Raw genomic sequence first — 26,544 nt, 5'->3', positions numbered from 1 at the left:
GTGGAGATGGCGATGCCGAATTCTTTTGCGGCTCTACGAATCGTCCATCCTTGACGGAGTTTTTTGAGCACGAGTTGTTTGAAGTCTTGTGAATAGGCCATGGTGGAATTGTATCGAATAATATGTTTATTTGCTATACCTTACCGGATTCAGTATTTTCTTGGATTTTCCCGACAACCATCCAACTCCCGTCACTCCCGCGCAGGCGGGAATTCATGGCAAAAGACAGAATGCGTTTGTGCAGCTCGGGCAATGGTGAACATCCGATATGGCTTCCCGCCTGCGCGGAAATGACGGGATAAGTATCTGCCTGAATGCCGCCTGCCCGAATAATAGAGAATGACGGTACAAGCGTCTGTCTGAACAAGGCCTCAGCAAGATAAGTACCGCAACAAACCTGATACGGTTAACAGCGAATACAGCAAAGGCCGTCTGAAAACATTTTTCAGACGGCCTGTATGTATTTATCGGGTAATTTGGCTCATCGGGGCATTTTTAATCTTCCGCAGATTGGTTCTGCGCTTCCCGCCCGTCGAAAAACTCTACTGCACCGCCTTCGAAAAATCCCTGTAACAGTGCCTGCGCCGCCACTTGGTCGAGCACCTGTTTCTGCTTTCTACCGAACACCTGCGCCTCGGCCAGCAGGCTTTCGGCGTAGAGCGACGTCATGCGTTCGTCCGCCCAATATACGGGCAGGTTGAAACGTCCGTTCAGACGGCGGCCGAATTTTCGGGCAAGGCGGGTCATTTCGTGTTCGGTACCGTCGGCGTGTACCGGCAGCCCGACAACCAACTGGCGCGGCTGCCATTCGGCAACGAGTTTGGCGATGGCATCGAATTTGGCTTCGTTGCTGTTGCCGGTCACGGTGGCGAGCGGGTGGGTCAGACCGAGTTCGGCATCGCCCTGTGCCACGCCGATGCGCGCTTCGCCGAAGTCGAAGGCGAGCGTGGTTCCCTTCGGAATATCAGGCATGGCCCGCTCCCTGCGGAATTTGGGCAGGGCTGATGCCGAGTTTGGCGAATGCGGCCTGATAACGCTCTTCGTAAGGCAGGTCGAACAGGATATGGGGGTCGGCGGGCACGGTCAGCCATACGTTTTCGGCCAGTTCTTTTTCAAGCTGGCCGCCGCCCCAGCTCGAATAGCCGATGCTGACCACCGCTTTGTCGACTTTTTCGGGGTCGGCCAGGTTTTCGATGATGTCGCGCGATGCCGTAAGCGCGATTTCGTCGGTAACGGCCAGCGTACTCTGCCAGCCGCCCAACGGCGTGTGGACGACATAGCCGCGGTCGATCTGCACGGGGCCGCCCATCATCACGCAGTCGTCTTGGAAACGGGCGGACACGTTGCGGCCGCTGCCGGCGAAAATCAAATCCATGGTTACGGGAGACGGCTTGTTGATGACGATGCCCAGCGCGCCCTCTTCGCCGTGTTCACACAGGTAAACCACGCTGCCCTCGAAAAAAGGGTCGTCCATCGCGGGCATGGCCACAAGGAAATGGTTGGCTAGATTCATAATCGCTCCGTTTGATTTGACAGGCTGGGTCGTGCAGATTTTCACTATATTAAGGCCGAAACACGATTTTGCAAGCGCAGCGGAAAAGCAGACAGCACACCGTCCGAAACCCTTGATGCCGTCTGAAACGTAAAACCTGATAAAACCGCCCTGTTGTGTACCGTCGGCAATATTTTCAGACGGCCTGAGCCTCGCGTATAATCCGTGCCTGTTTTTCCACTATTTTTTCCCTTAAAAAACCATGCGATTCAAATCCTTACTGCTCGCCCTGTCTCTTGCCTTTCCCGTTTCCGCCACAGCCGCCCCGCCCGAAAAACCCGCCGTGAAAAAAACGGCAAAGAAAACCGCAAAAACCGAAACCGCCGAAGCGAAAAACACACGCCGCCAAACAGCCAAAGAAGCCGCCAAACAGGAAAAAACGGCCAAACAGCGGCAGGATTCGGACAAACCCCAAGGCCGTCTGAACAAACGAAGTCAAGAAAAAACACCAAACGGCAAGACCGCCGACTCTGCGCAACGCAGACGCGCTCCGGAAAATCCGCGTGTTCAAGAGCAAAACGCCAAAGCCGGCCGTCTGAAAACGCGTGCCTCGGAACAGCAGGAACAGGCCGCGGAACGCAACCGTCGGGATACGAAAAACGCCCAAAACACCCCGAAGGATACACGGCCCAAAACGGCAGACAATGCGCAGGACAAACCGTTGAAAAACCGCAGGAAAGCGGAAAACAGCGCAACGGCTGCCGAATACCGCCGCAACGGCAGAAACGCGGCCGACACCCGTGATGCGGACAAGAAAACGGCAAACCGTCTCCCGCAAAACCGCAGAAGCCCGGACACCGACGACAAAACGGCAACGAAAGAGCAATACCGCAAAGCGGCACGCGATACCAAACAGGAAACCGACCGCAAAGCGTCCCACCGTCAGGCCGCTGCCGAATCCGATCGCGGCAAAGGTGCGAAAAATCTGCGCCAAGACGAAAAAACCGTATCGAAAGAACAATACCGCGCCGTCCGCAATGCCGATAAAGCCGACAACATACGGAGCCGCGCCGCCCAAGAGCGCATCCGCGAACGCGGGCGCGAACAGGAAAAGATGCGTGCGCGCGAACGCGAAAAAGAGCAGGAGCGCCGCGAACAGGCCGAAAAACGCCGTCAGGCGGAACTGGCGCAGCAGCGCGCCGCCAAGCGCAGGGAGGAAGAACTGCGCATGAACCGCCTGATGGCGGAGCTGGAAAAACGCCGCGCCGAGAAACGCCGTCAGGAAGCCATTGCCCGCAAAAAAGCCGCTCGTCTGGCCGCCGAACGCGCCCGTAAAGCCCGTGCCGCGCGCAAAGCCGCCGAGCTGCAACAGCAGTCGATGCTGACCGCCGAAGATTTGGCCTTGCGTGCGCCCGAATATGTGCCGATTGTGAACCCCGACAGCTTCAGCCTGATGCAGGGCCGTCTGAAAGCACCCGTACCGGGTACGGTGGTCAACCGTTTCGGCGACAAACGCGACGACGGTACCGCCTGGAAAGGCGTGTTCTACCATACCCGTCCCGCGGCCGCGGCCGCCATTGCCGGCGGAACCGTCGCCTTTGCGGGCGAATTGGGCGGCTACGGCAAAGTGGTGGTCATCGACCACGGCGACGAATACGCCAGCATCTACTCCGGCCTGCAAAGCATCGCCGTTGCCGAAAACACCCAAGTGCAGAACGGCCGCGTCATCGGCACCAGCGGCAGCCTGCCCGACGCGGGCGAAGGGCTGTATCTGGAAGTGCGCCACAAAGGACAGCCGATGAACCCGCTGTCGTGGGTGCGCTGACTGACGAATCCCCCATACCGATCAGGTTTCAGACGGCCTTAAACGCTGCACAAGCGTTAAGGCCGTCTGAACGTTTCCATGCGCCGCTTTATCTTGCGCAATCCCGCCTTTAATCCGCATCTGTCCGAATTTGCAGAAGTCCGGTGTGTTCAAAACATATCCGAATAAACCATCGTTATATTTGGTCATTCAAATCGCGGTACTTCTGTACAGTTGGGAAGCCGCCTTGAACCAAGAGAAAACGGAAACTTGTTGATTCATGCGCTTGCGGTATCAGCCATGGATTCCCGCCTGTACGGGAATGACGGTCATTTGAACAACGGTTGTGATTTGCAGATTAACGCATCATGCAGATACTGCATGTCTCCCGATGAACCCTTGCTCTGACAAATGTTTCTCCACAACCGCAAACAGGCCGTCTGAAAAATATTTTTCAGACGGCCCAGCCTTTGTTACCGAACCAACACGGGTTCGTTATGCGGAAAGCAAACGCACCTGCCGCAACGGTTTGCGCGGTTCACCACCCTGACCTTCCGCCGGTCATCCCGTTCAAAATAAACGGCTCCGTAAAACAAAGGCCGTCTGAAAAAGTTTTCAGACGGCCTTTGATCTGCAAAATTGCGGCTCAGTCATTGGTATAACGCTTCAAGCCGCCGCCGAGCGCTTTGTAAAGGTCGGCCATGTTTTCCAAACGGGTAAGCTGGTTGGCCAACAGGGCGGTGTCGGCGGCGTAGCTGCTGCGTTCGGCATCCAGCAGGTCGAGCGCGCTGGAGATGCCGTGGCGGTAACGCAGGCCGGTCAGGCGGCGGGTTTCGCTGTAAGCGCGGCTCTGTTTGGTGAGTGCGGCGTTGCTCTTATCCAGCTGTTCGCGGGCAACAAGGGCATTGGCGACATCGCGGAAGGCGTTTTGTACGGCAGCTTCATAAGCGATGACGGAGGCTTCCTTGCGCAATTTGGCCACATCGAGATTGGCTTTGTTGCTGCCCCAGTTGAAGATGGGGATGTTAACTGCGGGGGCAAACGCCCATGTGCCGTTGCCGCCTTTAAACAAGCCGCTCAGCTCTGTGGAACCTGTGCCGACGGTACCTGTCAGGCTGATGCTGGGGAAGAATGCGGCACGGGCGGCACCAATATTGGCGTTGGCCTGTTTGAGGTTGAATTCGGCGGCGCGCACATCGGGCCGGTTGAGCATGACTTCCGAACTCAGGCCTGCGGGCAGGCGGCTGATTTTGAACTGTTTGGCCAGCGGCAGGCCTGCGGGCAGGCTGTCGGGGACAGGCTGGTTAATCAAAACGGCCAATGCGTTGCGCGCCTGCTCTTTGCCCTGTACCGCGCTTTCGTAATCGGCTTTGGCCGACTGAATCAGGGCTTCCTGCTGGCGCAGATCAATGGCGGAAACCACGCCCGCTTTGTGTTTGAGCCGGGTCAGGCTGTAGGTTTTCTCGCGCGATTTCAAAACGCGCTGGGCAAGTGCCATCTGCTCTTCGGCATAGCGTTCGTTGAAATAGGCTTTGGCCACCGTCGCCACCAGCGTGAGGTGGGCGGCATCGCGTGCGGCCGCGCTGCTGAAATAGCTTTGCAGGGCGGCCTGGCTGTTGCTGCGTACCCTGCCGAACAGGTCGAGTTCGTAGGCGGTTACGCCCAAGCCGACCGTATAGGCGGAGCTGATGCCGGAACGGCCGGTCATGCTCAAATCAGCGGCGGAACGCGAACGGCTGCCTGTGGCGCTGGCGTTCACGTCGGGCAGCAGGTCGTTGCGGGCGATCATGTACTGTTTGCGCACGATTTCGCTGTTGACCGCGGCGGTGCGCAGGTCGGTGTTGCGCTTGAGCGCGATTTCAATCAGGCTGTGCAGGCGCGGGTCGGCAAAATAGTCTTCCCAACCGAGCGATGCGGCCTGGATGCCGTTGGCGGCATTGTCGTATTTGAAGTTTTGCGCCACATCCACCTGCGGCTGCCGGTATTTGGGAATCATGGTACAGGCCGACAGTACTGCGGCTGCGGCAATTGCGCTGAACGCGGTTTTGAATTTCAGGATGCTCATATCGTTCCTTCTGTTTTTTGTTTTCAGACGGCCTATAACAGGATGCCGTCTGAAAACGGTATTGTTCCAATGCAACGGGGTTGGCCGGAAGCGGTTTCAGACGGCCTGCGAAAGGCCGACTGAACATACCGTCAGTATTTCCTGTCCGGGCCGTCTTCCAAGTCTTCGTAGTGCACTTCGTTGTCGTCGACCATTGCGCCCGCTTCGGCGGCGTGCGCCACGGCCATTTCATGCTCGTGCGCGGTTTCCTTGAAGAACTTGCGCACTACCACATAAAACACCGGCACAAGGAATACGGCCAAAACCGTACCGATCAGCATGCCCCACAACACGGTTGTGCCGATGGCGCGCTGGCTGGCCGAACTTGCGCCCGATGCAAAATACAGCGGCACCACACCCAAGATAAAGGCAAACGAAGTCATGATAATCGGACGGAAACGCAGATGCGCCGCAGCCAAGGCCGCCTGAAGCGCGGTTTTGCCCTGCGCCTGCAGGTCTTTGGCGAACTCGATAATCAGAATGGCGTTTTTCGCGCTCAAACCGATGACCGTAATCAGGCCGACCTGGAAGTAGATGTCGTTGAGGTATTGCGCACCTTTCATCGCCTGTGGGGGCATCACGCCGGCCTTAACCAAGCCTGACTGCATCAGGAAATCGAACAGGTTGCGCCCGTTCACACCCCACACGACGCCCAAGAAGCCCAACGGCACCACCAAAATCACGGCCAAAGGAATCGACCAGCTTTCGTACAACGCGGCCAACACCAAGAACACCGCCAGAATGGCCAAACCGTACAGCACATAGGTCTGCGAACTGCCCTTGGCTTCTTCGCGCGACTGGCCGCCCCATTCGAGACTGTAACCGCCGCCCAATTCATCAACCATCCGCTGCACTTCGTCCATCACTTCGCCGGAAGAATAACCTTCCGCAGCCGCACCGCTGATCTGCATGGCGGGATAGCCGTTGAAACGCACACTTTGTTCCATGCCGGTCTGCCAAGTGGCGGTGGCAACGGTGGAAAGCGGTACGGCCATGCCGCTGCTGTTGTTGACGGTCAACGCCAAAATATCGGCAGGCTGCATACGCGCGGCGGCATCTGCCTGAACAATCACGCGTTGCAGACGGCCGTTGTTGGGAAAGTCGTTGATGTAGGAAGAACCCAAGGCCGTAGCGAGTACGGTACGGATGCTGGAGAAATCAATCCCTTGTGCGGCGGCGGCCTGACGGTTGATGTCGATTTTGAGCTGCGGCGCATCTTCCAAACCGGACGCACGCACATTGCTGGCATCGAACATCGGGTTTTTGCGCATTTTATCAATCAGCTCGTTGCGTTTGGCCAGCAATGCTTCGTGGCCGCTGTTGTTACGGTCTTGCAGATACATTTCAAAACCGTTGCTGGTACCCAGTTCCATAATGGCCGGTGGGTTCATTACGATGGCGAAACCGTCGCGCACGCTGCCCATCAACGCACCGGTCAGTTTGCCGGCCACCGATGCCGCATCACTGCCGCCTTCTCCACGCTCAGACCAGTCTTTCAGGGTAATGAAGCCGAAACCCATGTTCTGACCCGAACCCGCAAAGCTGAAACCGGATACGCCCAGGAAGTTTTCCACTTCCGGCATAGAAGTAATGACTTTATTGGCGATTTCCAAAGTGGCATCCGTACGCTCTTTGGTGGCGCCGGAAGGCAGTTGCACCATCATCATCAGGCTGCCTTGGTCTTCGGTAGGCAGGAACGACTTGGGCACGTTGACATACAGAACGCCCGCTACGCCGATCAGCGCAACATACACCACCATCATGCGCCCCGCCCTTTTCAGAAACTTGGCCACCCAGCCTTCGTAGCGGTGCGTGGTGCGGGTAAATTTGCGGTTGAACCAGCCGAAGAAACCTTTTTTCTCTTCGTGGTGACCTTTGGGAATCGGTTTGAGCATCGTCGCGCACAAAGCAGGCGTGAGCGACAATGCCAAGAATGCCGAAAACGCAATCGCAATCGCCATGGTAACGGCAAACTGGTAGTAGATTTTACCGGTAGCGCCGGTAAACATCGCCAGCGGCACGAACACCGAAATCAGCACGGCGGTAATACCGATAACCGCACCGGAAATCTGCCCCATCGCCTTTTTGGTGGCTTCGCGCGGCGGCAGGCCTTCGTGCGCCATAATGCGCTCGACGTTTTCCACCACCACAATCGCATCGTCCACCACGATGCCGATGACCAATACCATCGCAAACATGGTCAGCACGTTAATCGACATACCGAGGAAATAAATCGAGGCGAACGCACCCAACAGCGAAATCGGCACGACAATCGTCGGAATCAGCGTATAGCGGATGTTTTGCAGGAAAACGAACATCACGATAAATACCAGCACAATCGCTTCGACCAGCGTGTGTATCACTTTTTCAATCGAAATATCGACGAATTTGGACGTATCGTAAGGCACGGTCCATTTCACATCGTTGGGGAAGTATTTTTCCAACTGCTCCATCCGCTCGCGCACGGCGGCGGCCGTTGCCGTCGCATTGCCGTCGTTGGACAGCATAACCGCCATACCCACGGCGGCTTTGCCGTTGAGTTTGGTCGAAGCTTCATAACTCTGGCTGCCCAATTCGATACGGGCGACGTCGCGCAGGTACACGTTGGAGCCGTCGGTATTGGAGCGCAGGATGATGTTGCCGAATTCCTCAGGCTTGCTCATCTGGCCTTGCGCCACAATGGTGGCGGCAATGGTCTGCCCCTGCACCGCAGGCAGTTCGCCCATCGTACCGACCGAAAGCTGGGCGTTTTGGCTGCTAATGGCCGCCGAAACGTCTGCAAACGACAGATTGAAGTTTTGCAGTTTTTTCGGATCCACCCACACCCGCATGGCCCGTTGCGAGCCGAACAGGCGTGCCTCGCCCACCCCGTCGATACGCTGGACTTCCGGCTTGATGTTGCGCTCGATGTAGTCGGCGATTTCTTCGGTCGACATCGTGTCCGACGACAGCATCAGCACCATCAGGAAGTTGGAACGCGATTTCGCCACGTTGACACCGTTCTGCTGAACGGTGGCCGGCAGTTGGGCTTCCACCTCGGCCAGCTTGTTCTGCACCTCCACCTGTGCGAAATCCTCGTCGGTTTCAGGCGTAAAGGTAATGGTAACGGTACCGCTGCCGTTGGCGGTGGCATTGGTGGAAATATAGTCGATGCCCTCTACCCCGTTCATATTGCGCTCGATAACCGACAGCACGCTGTCTTCCATCACCTGCGCCGATGCGCCGGGATAGCTGGCGGTCAGGCGGATAGTGGGCGCGCCCACTGCCGGATACTGCGATACGGGCAGGCTGCGGATGCCGAACACACCCGCCAAAATGATAAAGATGGCGATCACCCACGCAAAAATCGGGCGGTCGATAAAAAACTTAGCCATTAGACGTGTCCTTCGTTATTTCTTCTCAGAAGCGGCCTGCGCTGCTGCCGGTGCGGACGAAGCCTTGCCGGCAGGCTGACCTTGGGCCGGCGCACCGCCTGAGGCCGCCTTCGCAGGCGGCGTCCATTCTTTCGGCGTTACCTTTTTCGCGCCCTGCTGCATCATCATGCCGGCGATGGTCGCACCGTCGGCCACCACTTTATCGCCGTCTTTAAGGCCGTCTGAAATAATCCAGTTGCTGCCCTGCTGTTGGGCAACCGTAACCGTACGCGGTTCCATGCCTCCCTGAGCGTTCACAATCATGACCGTATCCTGTTTGCCACGCGTTACCGCCTGCTGCGGCACCACAAAGGCATTGGGAATCTGCGCCTGGTTAATCAAAACGCGCACATACAGGCCGGGCATCAGCACGTTGCCTTCGTTGGGAATCGACGCGCGCAGGGTAATCTGGCCGGTATTTTCGTTAACCGTCGGATCGGCAAACAACAGACGGCCTTTCTGGCCGTATGTCGAACCGTCTTCAAATTTAATGTCCACTTCGATGCCGCCGTTCACCGCCTGCAACTTGCCGTCGGCAATATTCTGGCGCAGCTTCATCACTTCGGTGGCCGACTGGGTAACGTTCACATACATCGGATTGGTTTGGCGGATGGTGGCGAGTTTGGTGGTGTCGCCCGCGTTCAAAAGCGTGCCTTCCGACACCAGCGACTGGCCGATAAAGCCGGAAATCGGCGCAACGATGCGCGAACGGCCCAAACTGATCTGCGCCGACTTAATCGCGGCATTGGCCGCTTTCACGCTTGCATCGGCGGAACGTTTCGCCGTAACGGCCGCATCGTATTCCTGCTTGCTGATGGCATCGGCCTCAACCAGCGGACGGTAACGCGACACATCCGCCGCGGCTTTGGCCTGCGAAGCCTGCGCCGTGGCCAGTTGCGCGCGCGCGCTTTCCAGATTTGCGGCATAAGTGGAATTGTCGAGTTGGTAGAGCGGCTGTCCGGCGCGCACATAGCTGCCTTCTTCAAACAGACGTTTCTGAATGATGCCGCCGACCTGCGCACGCACGTCGGCGGTACGGTTAGACTCCAAACGGCCGGGCAGCTCGGTGGTAACCGACACCGTTTCAGGGTGCACCGTTACCACACCCACTACCGGAGCGGGCGGCTTCTGGCCGTTTTGCGCCACCGCCCCTTTGCCGCCTTTGGCATCTTTTTCCGAACCGCCGCCGCAAGCCGCCAAAGCCAGTGCGGTTGCAGCCGCCAGCGCGGCCAAACGCAGTTTGTCAGAAATGTGGAGAACCATCGTTATTCCTTATCTATAAAAATCTTTTTGAAATCAATGTAAAAACCATTTTGGAAACGGCGGCAAAAATTCGGAAGGCCGTCTGAAAAACACCGTATATACGGCGGAAAACACCTGCTTCGCAATCCTTGCGCCAAACCGGTTTTCCCGTACATTTTCAGACGGCCTGCACTGGCAGGCTGCTGCCGAATCCGCCTCTCCCCAAAACCAAACAGCACGGCGGAATACTGCTTCCGGACACGGACGCCGACAACGGCACGAAAACAAAACCGCCTGCAGGCAATCCCGCCGAACCGGCAATCAGAACCGCTGTCCTAAACAAAGCGGAAACCCGTTTCATGCTGTTGCCGCACGCCCGCAGTCCGGCGTATTCCGTCAGCCGTGCAGGAGTGGGATGGGAACGGCGGGACACAAAGTGTTGGAAAACCGCGTTCCGTTTGCCGCGCATTATACATACATTCTTGCATGTTCGGCCATTATTTTTTATACTACGCGCTATTCCGACAAACACAAACCACTGTTTTATTATGAGAAAAACCAAAGTAGAAGCCTTAAAAACCCGCGAACACCTGATGCTGGCGGCACTCGACACTTTCCATAAAAAAGGCGTCGCCCGCACTTCGCTCAACGAAATCGCCCAAAACGCAGGCGTTACCCGCGGTGCGCTCTACTGGCATTTCAAAAACAAAGAAGACCTGTTCGAAGCCCTGTTCCAACGCATCTGCAACGACATCGACTCGTGCATGGCCGAAGACTTGTCCAACGAAGCCGACAACGTTTGGGAAAGTTTCCGCATGAGTCTGATGAAACTCTTTCTCCGCGTCGAAAGCAACAGCCTGCACAATAAGTTTTACAACATCCTTTACCGGAAATGCGAGCATACCGAGCAAAACGAAGCCATCATCTCCATCATGAGCAAATACCAAACGCTCTGGAACGAAAAGCTGCACGACATCTTGAACGACTGCATCGCCCAGCATTCGCTCGATCCCGCGCTCGACATCGACGCGGCATCCGTTTACATCAAGGCCAACATTACCGGCCTGCAATACCAGTGGCTTAACGCGCCCTACTCCTTTGAACTCAACCAAATGGCCGCCCGCATCATCCCGATGATGCTCGACAATCTGAAAAACAGCCCCATGCTGCGCAAAGTGCCGTAGAAGTTTTCCGTCTGGCAAAAGGCCGTCTGAAAAACGTTTTCAGACGGCCTTAACTGTTTTTGAGAAAGGCTGTGCGGATATTGTGTCAACGGCATACGGAACAGACTAAGACGGAATTCTCCGAGTTCCGTCATCCCCATGCAGGCGGGAATTCACATTTGGAATCCGGTATCTTTTTTAAACAATCACTGACGAACATGAACGCCGGATTCCCGCCTGCGCGGAAATAACGGCCATAGGGATCGCCGTGCAAACCAATGCTCTGCGCAAACACAGCCGATGACAAACAGCCAAGTATTAACACTCACATATGCCGAAACACGCTTGCCAACGAAAAGGCCGTCTGAAAAATGTTTTCAGACGGCCTGCAACGGTTTGCAGCCCTTACCAGTTTACCCTGACCGCTCTGTTGCCGAGCAGCGCTTCCAGACTGTGGAACAGTTCTTCCCCGGCGGTTACCGTCCATTTCGGAGAAACCCGCAAATCGCCGGAAGCGGCATCGTTGCTGTACGACAGGCGGATGGGGATATGTGCGGTATCGGGCAGGCAGTGGCTGCGGAGCAGTTCGGCAAGACGTGTAATGTCGTGTTCGGGACGCAGCAGCAGGCCCAGGCTTCTGGCGTAGCGGCCGCGGGCGGTTTGCAGGGTCATGACCTGATTGGCCATGATGCGGAGCGCGTCGCCGCCATTGTAATCGTCGCGGCTGATTTTGGATTCGATAATCAGCACTTGGTCGGCTTTGAGATAGGCTGCGCACTCTTCGAGCGTCTGCCCCGTTACCATGACTTCGGCGGTACCGCTTTGGTCTTCGAGGGTAACGAACGCGATTTTGCCGCGCTTGCCCATCATGGTGCGTACGGCCGTGGCGAAACCGGCCACGCGCACGTTGTCCTGCGGTTTCAGACGGCCCAAGCGCGTGGGGGCGATTTGGCGAACTTCGGCGGCATACGGGCCGAAGGGATGGCCGGACAGGTAGAAACCGATAACGGTTTTTTCCTGTGCGAGTTTTTCCGACTCGCTCCATTCGGGAATTTCCTGCAATTCTATGGGTTCGATGGCATCGTCCATCATATCGAACAGGCCGCCCTGGTTGGCGTTGGCGTTTTTCTGGTCGGCATTGGACATGGCCAAATCGATGTTGCCCATGAGTTTGGCACGGTTGGGTTCGATGCTGTCGAACGCGCCGCCGAGGATAAGGGCTTCCAAGGTGCGGCGGTTGGCGTGTTCTTTGCCGACGCGTTCGCAGAAGTCGAGCAGTCCCGTGAATTTTCCTCCGCTTTCGCGCGCGGCGACGACGGCTTCGACCGCGCCTTCGCCCGTGCCTTTAATCGCGCCGAGGGCATAGCGGATTTTCATGTCGGCATAGGGCGTGAAACGGTAGTCGGATTCGTTGACGTCGGGCGGCAGGAAGGTGATGCCGTTGGCGCGGGCATCGTCGTAGAAATGCTTGAGCTGGTCGGTATTGTCCAATTCCGACGACATGGTGGCGGCCATGAATTCGGCGGGATAGTGGGCTTTGAGCCATGCCGTCTGATAGGAAATCAGCGCGTAGGCTGCGGCGTGGGATTTGTTGAAACCGTAGCCCGCGAATTTTTCCATATAGTCGAAAATTTCGTCGGCTTTCGCACGCAGAATATCTTGTTTGGCCGCACCTTCGGCAAAGATGCTGCGGTGTTTGACCATTTCTTCGGGCTTTTTCTTGCCCATCGCGCGGCGCAGCAAGTCCGCACCGCCGAGCGAATAGCCGCCGATAATCTGTGCGGCCTGCATCACCTGTTCCTGATAAACCATGATGCCGTAGGTCGGTTCGAGCACCGATTCCAGCAGGGGATGAATGTATTCGAACTTGCCGCCTTTCATGCGGGCGACAAAGTCGGGAATGTTGTCCATCGGGCCGGGACGGTAAAGCGACACAAAAGCAATCAGCTCTTCAAACTTGGTGGTGTGCGCCGTTTTCAGCATTTTTTTCATGCCGGTCGATTCGAACTGGAAGACAGCGGTGGTGTTGGCATCACGGAAAATCTGATAGGCGGCTTGGTCGTCGAGCGGAATTTTACCGACATCCACATTCTCGCCGCGCGTTTCTTTGATGAAATTCTGCGCCATTTCGATGATGGTTAAGTTGCGCAGACCCAAAAAGTCGAATTTCACCAAGCCCACGTCTTCCACGTCGCCTTTGTCGTACATCGACACGGGCGACGAGGATTCGTCGGCCTGATACACGGGGCTGAAATCGGAAATTTTTCCCGGCGCAATCAAGACGCCGCCCGCGTGCATACCCAAACCGCGCGTCAGGTCTTCCAGTTTTTTGGCCAGCTCCATCAATTCGTGCGCTTCTTCCGCATCGAGCAAGGCTTTGATTTCCGGCTCCATTTCCATCGCCTGTTCGAGGCTGACGGGACGGTTGGCCTCCAACGGTACGAGCTTCGACAAACGGTCGCACAGACCGAACGGCAGCTCCAGCACGCGGCCTACGTCGCGTATCACCGCTTTGGACGACATCGTGCCGAAAGTAACAATCTGGCTGACCGCCTCGGCACCGTATTTTTCGCGCACATATTCAATCACGCGGCCGCGGTTGCTCTGGCAGAAATCGATGTCGAAGTCGGGCATCGACACACGCTCGGGGTTTAGGAAACGCTCGAACAGCAGCGCGTATTTCAACGGATCAAGATCGGTAATCTTCAGGGAATAGGCCACCAGCGAACCTGCGCCCGAACCGCGCCCCGGCCCGACGGGGCAGCCGTTGTTTTTCGCCCAGTTGATGAAGTCCTGCACGATCAGGAAATAGCCCGGAAAACCCATCTGGATGATGATGCCCAGCTCGAAATCCAGCCGCTCCTGATACTCGGGCATTTTTTCCGCCCGCTCCGCTTCATCGGGATAAAGCTGCGCCATGCGCTCCTGCAAGCCCTCGTTGGCAAGCTGCGTCAGGTAGTCGTCGAGACTCATGCCGTCGGGCGTGGGGAACTGCGGCAGGAAATTTTTGCCCAAAGTCAGCGTCAGGTTGCACCGCTTCGCGATTTCCACCGTATTTTCCAGCGCCTCGGGAATATCGGCGAAGCGGTCGGCCATCACGTCGGGCGAAACAAAAAACTGCCCGCGCGCAAAATCGCGTGGGCGTTTTTTGTCCGACAGCACCCAGCCGCCGGCAATGCACACCCGCGCTTCGTGGGCTTCGAAATCATCACGGTTGATAAACTGGGTCGGGTGCGTCGCCACCACCGGCAAATCCAGTTCCTGCGCCAGCTTCACGCTGCCCTGCACCGCCGTTTCCCACTGCGGCCGCTCTTCCGGCAGCCGTTGCAGTTCCAGATAAAACGCATCGGGAAACCACGCAGCGTATTTCCGCGCCGCCGCTTTTGCCGCATTGTCGTGGCCGTTCATCAGGTTCACGCCCACTTCGCCCAAATGCGCCCCGCTCAGGCAGATTAAGCCGCTGTTGTCGCCGTCTGAAAGCCATTCCTGATTCAGCTCGGCATGGTGCACATTGCGGTCTTTGCCCACATAAGCCGCCGTCAGCAGCTCGCTCAGGCGCAGGTAGCCCTTGTTGTTTTTCACCAGCAGCATCGCGCGGAACGGCTTTTCCGGCGTATCGGGATTCGCAATCCAAACATCCGCCCCCATCACAGGCTTGATGCCCGCGCTGCGGCAGGCTTTGTAGAATTTCACCAGCCCGAACTCGTTCATCAAATCACTGATGCCCAACGCGGGCAAGCCGTATTCAGCCGCTTTGGAAACGAGCTTTTTAATCCGCACCATGCCGTCGGTAATCGAAAATTCGGTGTGTACGCGTAAGGGGATGTAGGTCGGTTGGAGCATGGAAATCTTAATCGGGCAGTCAAACTTGAAGGGGATATTGTAGCAGGGTTTGAAACATCAAAGGCCGTCTGAAAATTTCAGACGGCCTTTTTGCACGACAGGGTTCCTATTCGGGTTTCGCGCAATAAAACGAATACAGCAGTTCAATCATTTTGCCCACGCGTTCGTCGGCAATATAGTAGAGCCGCTCGCGATGGTTGACTTCGCAGGCAACCAGTCCGGCCTCGCGCAACACGGCCAACTGGCTCGACATCGCGGCCTGCGGCAAACCCGTGATTTGCGCCAACTCGGTTACATTGCGGCGTTGTTCGTGCAGGTTGCACAATACCGCCAGACGGTTGGGATTGGCCAGCAGTTTCAAAAAATCGGCGGCTTCGGCATAAGGCGGGGCTTCGTCATTCATCGTAAGATTCAGTTAAAAATACCGTTGTACATTTTATCACATCGCCCCGCTGCATCAGCCTGATTTTGCCGTCTGCCGCAGCGCCTGATTCCACGGCATAAGCAGAAGCAGCCGCGCCATGCCGCAAAAGCCCGTCATCCCCGCAGTCAGCAACCCTGCACCCACCATACCGCACAAAAGATAAAACCACGGCGACACCAGCCAGCCGCCCAATGCGCCCGCCAACGCCGTCGCACCTGCAATCATCTGCACTTGGCGCATTAAATCCAAAGGCTGTTTGCGGTCGACTACGGTTGCGAAACCTTCCGCTTTCCAACCCTGTATGCCCTGTTCCATGATGTACGCTTCTTTTCCGTGTGCGGCCTGTTCCAGCAAATCGCAGTTTTGCGCCGTGCGCACACCCGATTGGCAATGGAACACCAACACATCTGCGGCCACCGTCTCCGGTAGCAGGCCTTGCGGACGTATCTGCGCAAGCGGCAGGTTAACCGCACCGTCGATGTGTTCGCGCCGGTATTCGTCAGGGTCGCGCACGTCCAACAAAACCGCGCCGGCGGCCAGTTTCTGCTTCACTTCCTTGGCACGAATGGTCTGAATCTTCATCGGTTTCACCTTATTCCGTTTTCAGACGGCCTTATTATTTGCGCGCGCAGGTACTGACACCGAGCAGGCTGTAGAGACCGCAAAACGAGAATACGCCCGTTGCCAAAGGCAGAATGCCCAGCCAGCCCCACCAGCCGATTGCGCCCGTGGCTGCGGCGATGATTAAAGCCAAGCCCAAAATAATGCGGATTGCGCGGTCCAAACCGCCGACATTGCGTTTCATATTCCACTCCTTTAATATTAAAATTTTTACATGTATTAAAAATATAATATTACAACAGGTTTATGTCAAGGCGTCTGAAACGTTCAGCCGGAATTTTCCGTTGCGATGCCCTTTCATTCAGACGGCCTGTGCTACAATCCGGTCGTCTGAAAACAGGAAAATAACAAGATGGAAGCCACGGTTTACTTGGAAGACAACGAATACATCGCCCTGTGCGATTTGCTGAAGCTGGCCGGACTCGCCGACAGCGGCGGACAGGCCAAAGCCGCGATTGCTGCCGGACAGGTGTTGCGCAACGGCTCGGCCGAAACCCGCAAAACCGCCAAAATACGCGGCGGCGAAGTGATTGAATACAACGGCGCCGTATTGGAAATTGCCGATGGCTACGACCCCGATGAACCGTCCTGACAGGCCGTCTGAAAGCAACTCGGACGAACCGCTGCTTCCCGAACCCGTCCGCCCTGAAAGCTGGGAATGCTGCGGCAGCGACTGCGGCGATGCCTGCATCCAAACCCTCTATTGGCAGGAAAAAGCCGCCTACGATGCACAGCAAAAACGGCTGAACGCACGTTCAGACAGCCTTGAAAACCCCGATGCCGTCTGAAGAACGCAGTCCGGAAACACAGCCGACATTCCCGATCTCACGATAATCCGCAACCTTGCCCGGGCAACTGCCGCCTAACAACCCAACGCCGATTCCCGGCATGGAAGCAAGATCGGGAAAGCGGGCATACTGCAAAGTCATCCCCCTCCCCGCATCATTCCGCTCTCCCCGCAAAACATTCAGGCCGTCTGAAAACTTTTTCAGACGGCCTTTGAAAGACAAATATGATAGACCTGCACTGCCATTCCACCGTTTCAGACGGCGCGTTAAACCCCGCCGAAGTCGTGCGCCTGGCCCATGCAAACGGCTGCACCATGCTCGCGCTGACCGACCACGACCACACCGGCGGGATTGCCGAAGCCCGCAGCGAAGCTGCCAAACTCGGCATCCGCCTGATTAACGGCGTGGAAATCTCGGTAACATGGCGCAAAGGCACGATTCATGTGGTCGGGCTGGATTTCGACGAAACCGACCAACCGCTGCAAAACCTGTTGGCCGAAGTGCGGCAAGGCCGTCTGAACAGGCTGGAAACGATTGCCGCCAAGCTGGAAAAGAAAGGCATCGTTGGCGCATACGAAGGTGCGCTTGCGCTGGCCGCCAACAAAGAAATGGTGTCGCGCACCCACGTTGCCGAATTTCTGATCAGCAGCGGCCACGTCAAAAACAAAGCGCAGGCGTTTGCCAAATATCTCGGCGACGGTAAGCCTTGTTCCGTGCCTCACCAATGGACGGATTTGGCTTCGTGCGTGAATGCGATCAAAGGCGCGGGCGGACTGGCGGTCATCGCCCATCCGATGCGCTACGGCTTTTCCGCCACCGCCAAACGCAATCTGTTTGAAGAGTTCAAAGCCTTGGGCGGCGACGGCATCGAAGTGCACAGCGGCACCACCGACAAAAACGACCGTCTCAACTACGCGCTGCTCGCCCAACGTTACGGCCTGCTGGCAAGTTGCGGCAGCGATTTCCACCGCACGGGCGATTACAGCGGCGGCATACTCGGTGCATGTCCCGAACTGCCCGAAATCTGCAAACCGGTTTGGGAATGTTTTAAGGCCGTCTGAAAAATTGTTCAGACGGCTCAGCCTTTGCATGATTGCTACCGGTTTTAGGAGCAGCAAAAGGGCTGCCTCTATGCAGCAGCCCTGTCTGCTGATCGGTTTTAAAACACAGCATTCAAAATCAGATAGCACACCACCGACAACACCGCAGCGGCAGGCAGGGTAATCACCCAAGCCAAGCCGATGGGTTTCATTAACGCCCAATTGGCATTGCGGTTGACCAAGCCGATACCGAGTATGGCACCGACCAAAATATGGGTACTGGAAACGGGCAGGCCGATAAGCGAAGCGCCCATCACGACCGCGGCGGCGGAAAGTTCTGCGGAAAAACCCGACGACGGGTGCATTTCGGCCAAGCTGGTACCGACGGTTTTAATCACTTCCTTACCGATAAACCACAAACCGACAATCAGGGCCACGCCGAACGTGAGCATGGCGACGGGCGGCACGGCGTTCTGGCTGCCCACATCGCCGGTACGCAAAACATCCATAATGGCAGAGAAAGGGCCGATAGCGTTGGCAATGTCGTTGGCACCGTGGCTGAACGCGAAGCCGCAGGCGGTAAACACCTGCATCCAACTGAAAATCTGGAAAGTGGATTTTTCAAGGTCTTTGCGTTTGAGGCTTTTGGCGAACACGAACGTTGCCGTCCAGATTGCCGCACCAATCATAAAGATGGTCAGAAAACTGTTGACGTTGCTCATGCCCAAATGCAGGTTTTTCAGGCCTTTGAAAATCAGCATGGCCGCAATCATCATACCGCCGATGGCGGCGATAAACGGCACCCAAGAATGCAGGGCTTTGTAGGAATCGACGCCCTGCTTGCGGTTGTCGATTTCGTAAAGGCCTTTGTAATAGCTCGATTCGAGTTCTTCAGGGTCGAAATCCGGCTCGTTGTAGATCTGCGCATCTTTGGCCATCGCGGTGGCGCAGGCGATTTTTCCGGCTTCGTCGAGACTTTCGAAATACAGGCGGTGTTTTTCCTTATAGGCTTTTTTCTCCTGCTTGAGACCGCGCACGGTTTCGTCGGCCCAAGCATTGTAGTCCAGCACGTTTTTCTTAATCTGGCTGAACACGATATACGAAACCAACCCGCCCAACACGGGCGACAGCACCCATGATGCGGCGATTTCGCCCATTTTGTCCCATTTCACCAGCGAAAAGGTTTCGCCGCCGTTCATAAAGCCGACGCACAGCGCGCTGCCGACCATGCCGCCGATGATGGCGTGGGTGGTGGAAACGGGCAGGCCTTTTTTGGTGGCGAACATCAGCCAAAGCGCGGCAGCCAGCAGCGCCGACATCATGATATAGACAAACTGCATCGGCTCAAGGTGCATTTCGTTCAAATCAATGATGCCTTTGCGGATGGTGTCGGTTACTTCGCCGCCCGCAATCACCGCGCCGCTCACTTCGAACACGGCCGCAATCATCAGCGCCTGCGGAACGGTCAGCGTTCCCGAACCGACGCTGGTGCCGAAAGAGTTGGCGACATCATTGCCGCCAATATTGAAAGCCATGAAAATGCCGAACAGCGTGGCCAGGAGAAACAGGACGGAATGGTTGTTTTGGGTGTATCCCAAGCCCCAAAAGACGAAATAACCCGACATACCGATAAGCAGCGCGGCAAACATGATATTGATGGTTTTCATGTTGGCTGCCGACTTGTTTTTTTGAACCATTACGGCTTCCTTGAATGGATGGGAGTGGACGGCCGTATTATAATGGGGATAAAGGCCGTCTGAAAGCAAATTCAGACGGCCTTTATCCCACCCTGCCCCAACAAGACCGATTTCACAAACAAAATCAAAATATTGCATTTATTTTCAAGGAAAAAATACACGGCCGCGCACTTCGTTTCCTGCCGTTCCCCTGCCGGCAGTCCTGCCATACGGATTTGGCACGGCGCTTCTTTTTCTTTTACAATCCCCAAGCACACTCGGGATGACAGCCGCCCCAAGCGGCCAAAAACCTGCCAGCCATAATAAAAATATTATCTTGAAAACAATATCTTACCTACCCAAGCAAAGAAAGAAGGAATTTATGCGACTGCCAACTGCCGCCCTGCTCCTGTCGGTTCCTGCGTTTGCCCAAGCCGCCGATTTCAACGGTGCGGAACTCAGCCCGCTCTGGGGTATTCCGTTTGCCCTGATTTTATTGTCCATCGCCACGGGTCCTTTGTTTTTTCCCAGAATATGGCATCACCATTTCGGTAAAATCACCGCCGTTTGGACGCTGCTGTTCCTGATTCCGTTTACGGCGACATTCGGCGCAAACACAGGCATCCACACCGTCGCCCATGCGCTGGTAGGCGAATACATTCCGTTCATCCTGCTGCTTTTGGCCCTGTACACCATTTCCGGCGGGATTTTGGTATGGGGCAACCTGCACGGCAGCCCGAAACTCAACACTTCTCTGCTGGCCATCGGTACGGTATTGGCCTCGTTCATGGGTACGACCGGTGCCGCGATGCTGCTTATCCGCCCGCTGCTCAAAGCCAACGACAACCGCAAACACCGCGTGCATGTGGTCGTATTCTTTATTTTTCTCGTTGCCAACATCGGCGGCGGCCTGACTCCCTTGGGCGATCCGCCGCTGTTTCTCGGCTTTTTGAAAGGTGTGGACTTTATGTGGACAGTGCAGCATATGCTGCCGCCCGTGGTGCTCAGTTCCGTTATCCTGCTGACCATTTTCTACTTTCTCGACCGCCATTTCTTTTCTAAAGAAGACGAAATCGAAGCCTATGACCCCTCGCCCGACAGCAAACTGCAAATCCACGGCAAATGGAACCTGCTGCTGCTGGCCGGCGTGGTGGGGGCGGTACTGATGTCGGGTATTTGGAAACCCGACCATCCGGGCTTCGATGTTTTGGGTACGCCCTACGCGCTGCAAAACCTGATGCGCGACATCATCCTGATTGTGCTGACCGTCGGTTCGCTGCTGATTACGCCGCAACAGGTGCGTGCGGGCAACGAATTCAACTGGGAGCCGATTCTCGAAGTCGGCAAACTGTTTCTGGGTATCTTTATTACCATCGCGCCCGTTCTAGCCATCCTTCAGGCCGGCGAAAAAGGCGCGTTCAGCCCGCTGATTGCCATGGTGCACGATTCCGCAGGCAATCCGGTCAACACCATGTATTTCTGGATGACCGGCCTGCTGTCGGCCTTCTTGGACAACGCTCCGACCTATCTCGTTTTCTTCAACATGGCAGGTGGCGATGCGCAATCGCTGATGACCGGCCCGCTGTTCCACACCCTTTTGGCCGTATCGATGGGTTCGGTATTCATGGGAGCCTTGAGCTACATCGGCAACGCGCCCAACTTTATGGTAAAGGCCATCGCCGAACAGCGCAAAGTCAACATGCCCAGCTTCTTCGGCTATATGGCTTGGTCGTTCGGGATTCTCGTGCCGCTGTTCCTGCTGCACACGCTGATATTCTTCGTATGGGAAATCTTCTGACCTGCACACCCGGCAACAGGCCGTCTGAAAACCTTTCAGACGGCCTGTCTTCATTTATCCGCACGGAAACGGTACGCAGGCATTTCAAACGGCCTTCCCCACTGCACCGCTGCCGCACGGAAATAACCGTTTATCCGCCCCTCAACCTTGCCAGCACCGCAAAAAATCGCAATAATATTCAGGTTTTCCAAACCGCTTGCAAGCAAACCCTTCCAATCAAGAAAGCACGAAAAATGGCGTTAATCGTACAGAAATACGGCGGCACCTCGGTAGGATCCGCCGAACGCATCAAAAACGTCGCCAAACGTGTCGCCCAAGCCCGCGCCGAAGGACACGACGTGGTGGTGGTGGTGTCCGCCATGAGCGGCGAAACCAACCGTTTGGTCGCACTGGCGCACGAAATGCAGGACATCCCCGACCCGCGCGAACTCGACGTGGTGCTCGCCACCGGCGAACAGGTAACCATCGGCCTCTTGGCAATGGCCCTGAAAAACATCGGCGTACCCGCCAAAAGCTATACCGGCTGGCAAGTTGCGGTACAGACCGACAACGCCCATACCAAAGCCCGCATCGAAAACATCGACGGCGGCAAAATCAAATCCGACCTGGGCGAAGGCCGGGTGGTGATTGTGGCCGGTTTTCAGGGCGTTACCCCCGACGGCGAAATTTCCACGCTCGGCCGCGGCGGATCCGACACTTCCGCCGTCGCATTGGCCGCCGCGCTCGGTGCCGACGAATGCCAGATTTACACCGACGTCGACGGCGTGTACACCACCGATCCGCGCGTCGTACCCGAAGCCCGCCGTCTCGACACCATCACATTCGAAGAAATGCTCGAGCTGGCCAGCTTAGGCTCGAAAGTTCTGCAAATCCGCTCGGTGGAATTCGCCGGCAAATACAAAGTGCGCCTGCGCGTATTGAGCAGCCTTCAGGAAGGCGGCAACGGCACACTGATTACCTTTGAAGAGGACGACAACATGGAAAGAGCTGCCGTAACCGGTATCGCGTTCGACAAAAACCAAGCCCGCATCAATGTACAGGGCGTACCCGACAAACCCGGCGTTGCCTACCAGATTCTCGGTGCAGTGGCCGATGCCAACATCGAAGTCGACATGATTGTGCAGAACGTCGGCACCGAAGGCACCACCGACTTCTCCTTCACCGTCCCGCGCGTCGAATACCGTCAGGCGATGGAATTGCTGGCCAAACTGCAGGACAGCATCGGCGCAACATCGATTTCCGGCGACGATACCGTATGCAAGGTTTCCGCCGTCGGTATGGGCATGCGTTCGCACGTCGGCGTGGCTTCTAAAATCTTCCGCACGCTGGCCGAAGAAGGCATCAACATCGAGATGATTTCCACCTCCGAAATCAAAGTATCGGTTTTGATCGACGAAAAATACATGGAACTGGCCACGCGCGTACTGCACAAAGCATTCGATTTGGGCTGATGCTGCCGAAATTCCATAAAGCCGTCTGAATATTTTATTTTCAGACGGCCTGATTTTTTTCAACTATATGGAAAAACCCAAACAAAACGTTGTGAAACCGTTTTATCCTATCCGCTTTATCTCCCCGTACACAAAGGCCGAGACCTTTGCAAAAGTATCTTAAGGCCGTCTGAAAAATTCAGACGGCCCTTGTGCAGCTTACCCGCTTTTTTTGCAGACGTTGATATATGTCAAATCCGTTTGTGTACATAAAAACCGCAAAGCCATATCATACAAACCGTTACAAACCACAATATTTTTTCACACCCGTCAGGAGGCTGCCATGTCGTTCCTTTCCATCAATAAAATTCCCAACCAAGGGATTCCGATTGCCCAACAGCGCAAAATGTGGCTGCAACAGTTTTTGAAGGCTTTTTTGGTCGTATTCATCACTTATATGTGTATGTATCTGATTAGAAACAACTTCAAAGCCGCGCAACCGTTGCTCAAAGAGCAACTCGACTTTACCACCACCCAGCTCGGCTACATCGGTCTGGCTTTCAGTATTACTTACGGCTTGGGAAAAACCGCCGTGGGTTACTACATCAGCGACAAAAACACCAAAAAATCCATTTCCGTGATGCTGATCGGTTCTGCAATCTGCGTGCTGATTATGGGACTGCTGCTCAGTAATGCGGGCACGCCGATGGGGATGCTGATGGCACTTTGGGGCTTGAACGGCGTGTTTCAGGCCGCGGGCGGTCCCGCTGCCTATTCCACCATTTCCCGCTGGGCACCGCGTCAGGAACGCGGACGCTATCTGGGTTTCTGGAACATGTCGCACAACATCGGCGGTGCGGCAGCGGGCGGTTTGGCCTTGTGGGGCGCAAACATGATGTTCGGCGGCAATGTGTACGGCATGTTTATCTTCCCTGCCGTGATTGCGCTGATTGTCGGCGTCATTACCCTGTTTATCGGCAAAGACGACCCCGAAGAATTGGGCTGGAACCGCTGCGAAGAAATTTTCGGCGAGCCGGTTGAAGAAGAAAACAACAAAGCCGACGAAATGCCGATGTGGCAGGCGTTCAAGCAATTCGTGCTGCGCAACCCGTGGATTTGGATGCTGTGCGTGGCCAACGTATTCGTCTATATCGTCCGCATCGGCATCGACAACTGGGCACCGCTTTATGTAACCGAAATGCTGCATTTCAGCAAATCCGACGCGGTCAACACCATCATGTATTTCGAAATCGGCGCAGTGCTGGCCAGCATGAGCTGGGGCTACATTTCCGACCTTGTCAAAGGCCGCCGTGCCGCCGTGGCCGTATTCTGTATGGTAGCGATTTTCGGTGCCGTCTATATGTACCGCCACGCCGAAACCGTGATGATGGTCAACATCTCTCTGTTCCTGCTCGGTGCGCTGATTTTCGGCCCGCAGCTTCTCATCGGCATTTCGCTGGTAGGCTTCGTGCCCAAAAAAGGCATCAGCGTCGCCAACGGCATGACCGGCACCTTCGGCTACCTGTTCGGCGACTCGATGGCCAAAGTCGGTCTTGCCGCGATTGCCGACCCGAAAAAAGACGGCCTGAACGTATTCGGCCACAACCTGCACGGCTGGCATGATGTCTTCATCGTCTTCTACGCTGCCTTGGTACTCGGCATCATCCTGCTGGCGATTGTGGCCGTAGGCGAAGAACGGCGCATCAGAGCCGCTGCCAAACACTCTCAACAAACATAAGGCCAACCGCCGGTACAGGCCGTCTGAAAAACTTTCAGACGGCCTTTGCATTGAGAATGCTACAATCTCACCATTTCAACCGAACGGAGCAACCGACACCATGACCACCCCTGCCCTGTCCCACGTTCAAGCCGCCGCTTTCGATTTGGACGGCACACTCTGCGACTCCGTACCCGATTTGGCCGCCGCCGCCGAAGCCACGCGCGAACATCTCGGCCTGCCGCCCCTGCCTGCAAAAACCGTCGAAAGCTATGTGGGCGACGGCTTGTCCAGCCTTGTCCACCGCGTCATCACCGATTCGCGCGACGGCGAAGCCGACCCCGCAACATGGGAAAAAGGCTTCGTATTTTTCATGAACTACTACCGCAGCCACCTCAGCGACTTTACCCGCTCTTATCCCGAAACCGAAGCCGGATTGGGCCTGCTCAAATCGCTGGGCATTCCGCTGGTCGTCATCACCAACAAAAACGAAATCCTTGCCGCCGAACTGTTGAAACAACTCGGACTGGCCGACTACTTCAGCCTGATTCTCGGCGGCGACAGCCTGCCCGAAAAAAAACCCAGCCCCCTGCCGCTGCTGCACGCAGCCGAAGTCATCGGCGTGGACGCAGCCAACATGATCATGGTCGGCGATTCGCACAACGACATCCTCGCCGCCAAAGCCGCCGGTTGCCTGAGCATAGGCGTCACCTACGGCTACGGCGACATGGAACAACTCGCCCGAGACGAAGCCACCCGCCCCGACTGGATTATCCGTTCCCTGCCCGAAATCTACGAAAACCTGCAACCGCAGAAAGAAAAAGACGAATAAGCGGTACGGAACAAATTATCATCGTCCGTCCGCCAGCAACGTTCAAGGCCGTCTGAAAACCTTTCAGACGGCCTCATCCGAAAAGACATGAAACCGCAAAAATCCCTGCGCGCCCGCGCCCTCGACATCCTGTCCCGCCAAGAAACCAGCCGCGCCGCACTCAAACGCAAACTCGCCCCCCACGCCGAAAACGAAGCCGAACTCGAACAACTGCTCGACGAACTGGCCGAACGCGGCTGGCAGTCCGACGAACGCTACGCCGAAACCTACATCCACAGCAAGAGCGGACGGCACGGCGCATTGCGGCTCAAACAGGCACTTGCCCTGCAAGGCATCGGCGAAGACATCAGCGCACACTACCTGCCCGAGCGCAACAGCGAACACCTAACCGCCGCTGCCGTTTTGCGCAAAAAATTCAAAGCCCCCGCAGCCGATGCCAAAGAAAAACAGAAGCAGATGCGATTCCTGCTCTACCGCGGTTTCGACACGGAAACCGCCCTGTACGCCATGAAAACCGCATGGGAAGAAGATACCGATTCAAACGGCCTATAACCCTCCCGATACAGGGCCTTGGCCCATGTTTCTCCACAGGCCGTCTGAAAATATCTTTTTAAAATTCATACAAATAAACCGACGTTCCCGAAAAAAGATAGACATACCCGCCCGTTTTCCCTATTATGTGGCCTTTCCGCACCCGTAGCTCAGTTGGATAGAGTATCTGGCTACGAACCAGAGGGTCGGGCGTTCGAATCGCTCCGGGTGCGCCAGAAAACATTTATATTCCGCGCCCATCGTCTAGCGGTTAGGACATCGCCCTTTCACGGCGGTAACCGGGGTTCGATTCCCCGTGGGCGTGCCAGTTTTAAAAATCCCCTGAAGAGATTCAGGGGATTTTTGTTTTTGGCGTATCCGGAGCATATGCTGATTGATACGTACCGTGGATAACCACTATCCCCGCATAAACGGGCATCCATGGTTATATTTACAAACGCATGAGAATAAACCAGGTTTCCGAAATCTATAGCAAATAAACTTATTTATCGATACACACCTGAAACAGCCAATCCACATCCGTAATTCGCAGCCGATTCCTAACACCTTTAATCCAAGCCCACTTTTTCTCTATCTGATTCAGATCGGGGCTATAAGGTGGAAGC

22 protein-coding genes and 2 tRNA genes are annotated in these 26,544 nt (G+C 55.9%); 13 read left to right on the top strand and 11 right to left on the bottom strand.

The annotated features are described in order from the left end of the window. Positions 1 to 495: 495 nt before the first annotated feature. Together ruvX and ACEYDX_RS06535 are read right to left on the bottom strand one after the other, a co-directional pair. A complete protein-coding gene (gene ruvX / locus ACEYDX_RS06540; RefSeq protein ID WP_373741218.1) occupies positions 496 to 972 on the bottom strand; it encodes a Holliday junction resolvase RuvX in 477 nt (158 codons plus the stop codon). Beyond that, positions 965 to 1,513 (bottom strand): YqgE/AlgH family protein, encoded by a 549-nt coding sequence (locus ACEYDX_RS06535; RefSeq protein WP_373741217.1) that lies wholly within the window; start codon positions 1,511 to 1,513, stop codon positions 965 to 967. The genes ruvX and ACEYDX_RS06535 overlap by 8 nt, the downstream gene beginning before the upstream one ends. On the opposite strand from ACEYDX_RS06535, the gene ACEYDX_RS06530 reads away from it, so the two are divergent. Continuing rightward, positions 1,500 to 1,646: a hypothetical protein gene (locus ACEYDX_RS06530; RefSeq protein WP_373741216.1), complete on the top strand. Its 147-nt coding sequence runs from the start codon at positions 1,500 to 1,502 to the stop codon at positions 1,644 to 1,646. The two genes, ACEYDX_RS06535 and ACEYDX_RS06530, sit on opposite strands and share 14 nt — an antisense overlap. 108 nt (positions 1,647 to 1,754) lie before the next feature. Further along, positions 1,755 to 3,317 carry a peptidoglycan DD-metalloendopeptidase family protein gene (locus tag ACEYDX_RS06525; protein ID WP_373741215.1) on the top strand — a complete coding sequence of 521 codons (1,563 nt, stop codon included), beginning with the start codon at positions 1,755 to 1,757 and terminating at the stop codon, positions 3,315 to 3,317. Between the two features lie 21 nt (positions 3,318 to 3,338). On the opposite strand, the gene ACEYDX_RS06520 is transcribed toward ACEYDX_RS06525, so the two are convergent. The 4 genes from ACEYDX_RS06520 to ACEYDX_RS06505 form a co-directional block, all read right to left on the bottom strand. Continuing rightward, a complete protein-coding gene (locus ACEYDX_RS06520) occupies positions 3,339 to 3,470 on the bottom strand; it encodes a hypothetical protein (RefSeq protein WP_373741214.1) in 132 nt (43 codons plus the stop codon). 472 nt (positions 3,471 to 3,942) lie between these two features. Continuing rightward, positions 3,943 to 5,361 carry an efflux transporter outer membrane subunit gene (locus ACEYDX_RS06515; protein WP_373741213.1) on the bottom strand — a complete coding sequence of 473 codons (1,419 nt, stop codon included), beginning with the start codon at positions 5,359 to 5,361 and terminating at the stop codon, positions 3,943 to 3,945. Between the two features lie 131 nt (positions 5,362 to 5,492). Next, positions 5,493 to 8,774, bottom strand: coding sequence for an efflux RND transporter permease subunit (locus ACEYDX_RS06510; RefSeq protein WP_373741212.1), 3,282 nt, complete (start codon positions 8,772 to 8,774; stop codon positions 5,493 to 5,495). A 15-nt stretch (positions 8,775 to 8,789) separates the two neighbouring features. Further along, a complete protein-coding gene (locus tag ACEYDX_RS06505; protein ID WP_373741211.1) occupies positions 8,790 to 10,076 on the bottom strand; it encodes an efflux RND transporter periplasmic adaptor subunit in 1,287 nt (428 codons plus the stop codon). Between the two features lie 527 nt (positions 10,077 to 10,603). Between ACEYDX_RS06505 and ACEYDX_RS06500 the strand changes: the two genes are divergently transcribed. After that, complete coding sequence (locus ACEYDX_RS06500) at positions 10,604 to 11,239, top strand: TetR family transcriptional regulator (protein WP_373741210.1); 636 nt, start codon at positions 10,604 to 10,606, stop codon at positions 11,237 to 11,239. A gap of 384 nt (positions 11,240 to 11,623) precedes the next feature. Here the strand turns inward: ACEYDX_RS06500 and dnaE are convergent, their stop codons facing one another. From dnaE to ACEYDX_RS06480, 4 genes are all read right to left on the bottom strand, one after another. Continuing rightward, the gene (gene dnaE / locus ACEYDX_RS06495; protein ID WP_373741209.1) at positions 11,624 to 15,061 is read right to left on the bottom strand and encodes a DNA polymerase III subunit alpha; all 3,438 of its coding nucleotides are present in this window, start codon (positions 15,059 to 15,061) and stop codon (positions 11,624 to 11,626) included. A 106-nt stretch (positions 15,062 to 15,167) separates the two neighbouring features. After that, a complete protein-coding gene (locus ACEYDX_RS06490) occupies positions 15,168 to 15,464 on the bottom strand; it encodes an ArsR/SmtB family transcription factor (RefSeq protein ID WP_373741208.1) in 297 nt (98 codons plus the stop codon). Between the two features lie 54 nt (positions 15,465 to 15,518). After that, positions 15,519 to 16,067, bottom strand: coding sequence for a rhodanese family protein (locus ACEYDX_RS06485; RefSeq protein ID WP_373741219.1), 549 nt, complete (start codon positions 16,065 to 16,067; stop codon positions 15,519 to 15,521). Positions 16,068 to 16,101: 34 nt separating this feature from the next. Beyond that, positions 16,102 to 16,290 carry a DUF2892 domain-containing protein gene (locus ACEYDX_RS06480; protein WP_373741207.1) on the bottom strand — a complete coding sequence of 63 codons (189 nt, stop codon included), beginning with the start codon at positions 16,288 to 16,290 and terminating at the stop codon, positions 16,102 to 16,104. Between the two features lie 168 nt (positions 16,291 to 16,458). On the opposite strand from ACEYDX_RS06480, the gene ACEYDX_RS06475 reads away from it, so the two are divergent. The 3 genes from ACEYDX_RS06475 (at position 16,459) to ACEYDX_RS06465 (ending at position 17,955) form a co-directional block, all read left to right on the top strand. Continuing rightward, positions 16,459 to 16,698, top strand: coding sequence for an RNA-binding S4 domain-containing protein (locus ACEYDX_RS06475; protein WP_373741206.1), 240 nt, complete (start codon positions 16,459 to 16,461; stop codon positions 16,696 to 16,698). Then, complete coding sequence (locus tag ACEYDX_RS06470) at positions 16,670 to 16,894, top strand: hypothetical protein (protein ID WP_373741205.1); 225 nt, start codon at positions 16,670 to 16,672, stop codon at positions 16,892 to 16,894. The genes ACEYDX_RS06475 and ACEYDX_RS06470 overlap by 29 nt, the downstream gene beginning before the upstream one ends. A gap of 224 nt (positions 16,895 to 17,118) precedes the next feature. Continuing rightward, positions 17,119 to 17,955 carry a PHP domain-containing protein gene (locus ACEYDX_RS06465; protein ID WP_373741204.1) on the top strand — a complete coding sequence of 279 codons (837 nt, stop codon included), beginning with the start codon at positions 17,119 to 17,121 and terminating at the stop codon, positions 17,953 to 17,955. Positions 17,956 to 18,053: 98 nt separating this feature from the next. Here the strand turns inward: ACEYDX_RS06465 and ACEYDX_RS06460 are convergent, their stop codons facing one another. Continuing rightward, positions 18,054 to 19,631: an inorganic phosphate transporter gene (locus ACEYDX_RS06460; protein ID WP_373741203.1), complete on the bottom strand. Its 1,578-nt coding sequence runs from the start codon at positions 19,629 to 19,631 to the stop codon at positions 18,054 to 18,056. Between the two features lie 361 nt (positions 19,632 to 19,992). On the opposite strand from ACEYDX_RS06460, the gene ACEYDX_RS06455 reads away from it, so the two are divergent. The 7 genes from ACEYDX_RS06455 (at position 19,993) to ACEYDX_RS06425 (ending at position 26,246) form a co-directional block, all read left to right on the top strand. Further along, positions 19,993 to 21,408 (top strand): sodium:proton antiporter, encoded by a 1,416-nt coding sequence (locus tag ACEYDX_RS06455; protein WP_373741202.1) that lies wholly within the window; start codon positions 19,993 to 19,995, stop codon positions 21,406 to 21,408. Between the two features lie 233 nt (positions 21,409 to 21,641). Beyond that, positions 21,642 to 22,859, top strand: coding sequence for an aspartate kinase (locus ACEYDX_RS06450; protein WP_373741201.1), 1,218 nt, complete (start codon positions 21,642 to 21,644; stop codon positions 22,857 to 22,859). Between the two features lie 322 nt (positions 22,860 to 23,181). Continuing rightward, complete coding sequence (gene uhpT / locus ACEYDX_RS06445; RefSeq protein ID WP_373741200.1) at positions 23,182 to 24,576, top strand: hexose-6-phosphate:phosphate antiporter; 1,395 nt, start codon at positions 23,182 to 23,184, stop codon at positions 24,574 to 24,576. Between the two features lie 100 nt (positions 24,577 to 24,676). Then, positions 24,677 to 25,387 carry a phosphoglycolate phosphatase gene (locus tag ACEYDX_RS06440; RefSeq protein ID WP_373741199.1) on the top strand — a complete coding sequence of 237 codons (711 nt, stop codon included), beginning with the start codon at positions 24,677 to 24,679 and terminating at the stop codon, positions 25,385 to 25,387. An 87-nt stretch (positions 25,388 to 25,474) separates the two neighbouring features. Further along, a complete protein-coding gene (gene recX, locus ACEYDX_RS06435; protein WP_373741198.1) occupies positions 25,475 to 25,939 on the top strand; it encodes a recombination regulator RecX in 465 nt (154 codons plus the stop codon). Positions 25,940 to 26,077: 138 nt separating this feature from the next. Next, a tRNA-Arg gene (locus tag ACEYDX_RS06430) sits at positions 26,078 to 26,154 on the top strand. Between the two features lie 17 nt (positions 26,155 to 26,171). Then, positions 26,172 to 26,246 (top strand) — tRNA-Glu (locus tag ACEYDX_RS06425). Positions 26,247 to 26,544: the final 298 nt, after the last annotated feature.

The sequence above is a fragment of the Neisseria sp. genome, assembly GCF_041804105.1.
In the GTDB taxonomy this organism is placed as follows: Bacteria; Pseudomonadota; Gammaproteobacteria; order Burkholderiales; family Neisseriaceae; genus Neisseria.
Note: the sequence above shows the minus strand (reverse complement) of the source record. Positions and strands in the feature narration are given on the sequence as shown.

Bases quoted from the DNA above. Each gene is read 5' to 3' on its own strand.
- ruvX (WP_373741218.1), bottom strand. From the start codon at position 972: ATGCCTGATATTCCGAAGGGAACCACGCTCGCCTTCGACTTCGGCGAA.
- ACEYDX_RS06535 (WP_373741217.1), bottom strand. From the start codon at position 1,513: ATGAATCTAGCCAACCATTTCCTTGTGGCCATGCCCGCGATGGACGAC.
- ACEYDX_RS06525 (WP_373741215.1), top strand. From the start codon at position 1,755: ATGCGATTCAAATCCTTACTGCTCGCCCTGTCTCTTGCCTTTCCCGTT.
- ACEYDX_RS06515 (WP_373741213.1), bottom strand. From the start codon at position 5,361: ATGAGCATCCTGAAATTCAAAACCGCGTTCAGCGCAATTGCCGCAGCC.
- ACEYDX_RS06510 (WP_373741212.1), bottom strand. From the start codon at position 8,774: ATGGCTAAGTTTTTTATCGACCGCCCGATTTTTGCGTGGGTGATCGCC.
- ACEYDX_RS06505 (WP_373741211.1), bottom strand. From the start codon at position 10,076: ATGGTTCTCCACATTTCTGACAAACTGCGTTTGGCCGCGCTGGCGGCT.
- ACEYDX_RS06500 (WP_373741210.1), top strand. From the start codon at position 10,604: ATGAGAAAAACCAAAGTAGAAGCCTTAAAAACCCGCGAACACCTGATG.
- dnaE (WP_373741209.1), bottom strand. From the start codon at position 15,061: ATGCTCCAACCGACCTACATCCCCTTACGCGTACACACCGAATTTTCG.
- ACEYDX_RS06490 (WP_373741208.1), bottom strand. From the start codon at position 15,464: ATGAATGACGAAGCCCCGCCTTATGCCGAAGCCGCCGATTTTTTGAAA.
- ACEYDX_RS06485 (WP_373741219.1), bottom strand. From the start codon at position 16,067: ATGAAGATTCAGACCATTCGTGCCAAGGAAGTGAAGCAGAAACTGGCC.
- ACEYDX_RS06480 (WP_373741207.1), bottom strand. From the start codon at position 16,290: ATGAAACGCAATGTCGGCGGTTTGGACCGCGCAATCCGCATTATTTTG.
- ACEYDX_RS06475 (WP_373741206.1), top strand. From the start codon at position 16,459: ATGGAAGCCACGGTTTACTTGGAAGACAACGAATACATCGCCCTGTGC.
- ACEYDX_RS06470 (WP_373741205.1), top strand. From the start codon at position 16,670: ATGGCTACGACCCCGATGAACCGTCCTGACAGGCCGTCTGAAAGCAAC.
- ACEYDX_RS06465 (WP_373741204.1), top strand. From the start codon at position 17,119: ATGATAGACCTGCACTGCCATTCCACCGTTTCAGACGGCGCGTTAAAC.
- ACEYDX_RS06460 (WP_373741203.1), bottom strand. From the start codon at position 19,631: ATGGTTCAAAAAAACAAGTCGGCAGCCAACATGAAAACCATCAATATC.
- ACEYDX_RS06455 (WP_373741202.1), top strand. From the start codon at position 19,993: ATGCGACTGCCAACTGCCGCCCTGCTCCTGTCGGTTCCTGCGTTTGCC.
- ACEYDX_RS06450 (WP_373741201.1), top strand. From the start codon at position 21,642: ATGGCGTTAATCGTACAGAAATACGGCGGCACCTCGGTAGGATCCGCC.
- uhpT (WP_373741200.1), top strand. From the start codon at position 23,182: ATGTCGTTCCTTTCCATCAATAAAATTCCCAACCAAGGGATTCCGATT.
- ACEYDX_RS06440 (WP_373741199.1), top strand. From the start codon at position 24,677: ATGACCACCCCTGCCCTGTCCCACGTTCAAGCCGCCGCTTTCGATTTG.
- recX (WP_373741198.1), top strand. From the start codon at position 25,475: ATGAAACCGCAAAAATCCCTGCGCGCCCGCGCCCTCGACATCCTGTCC.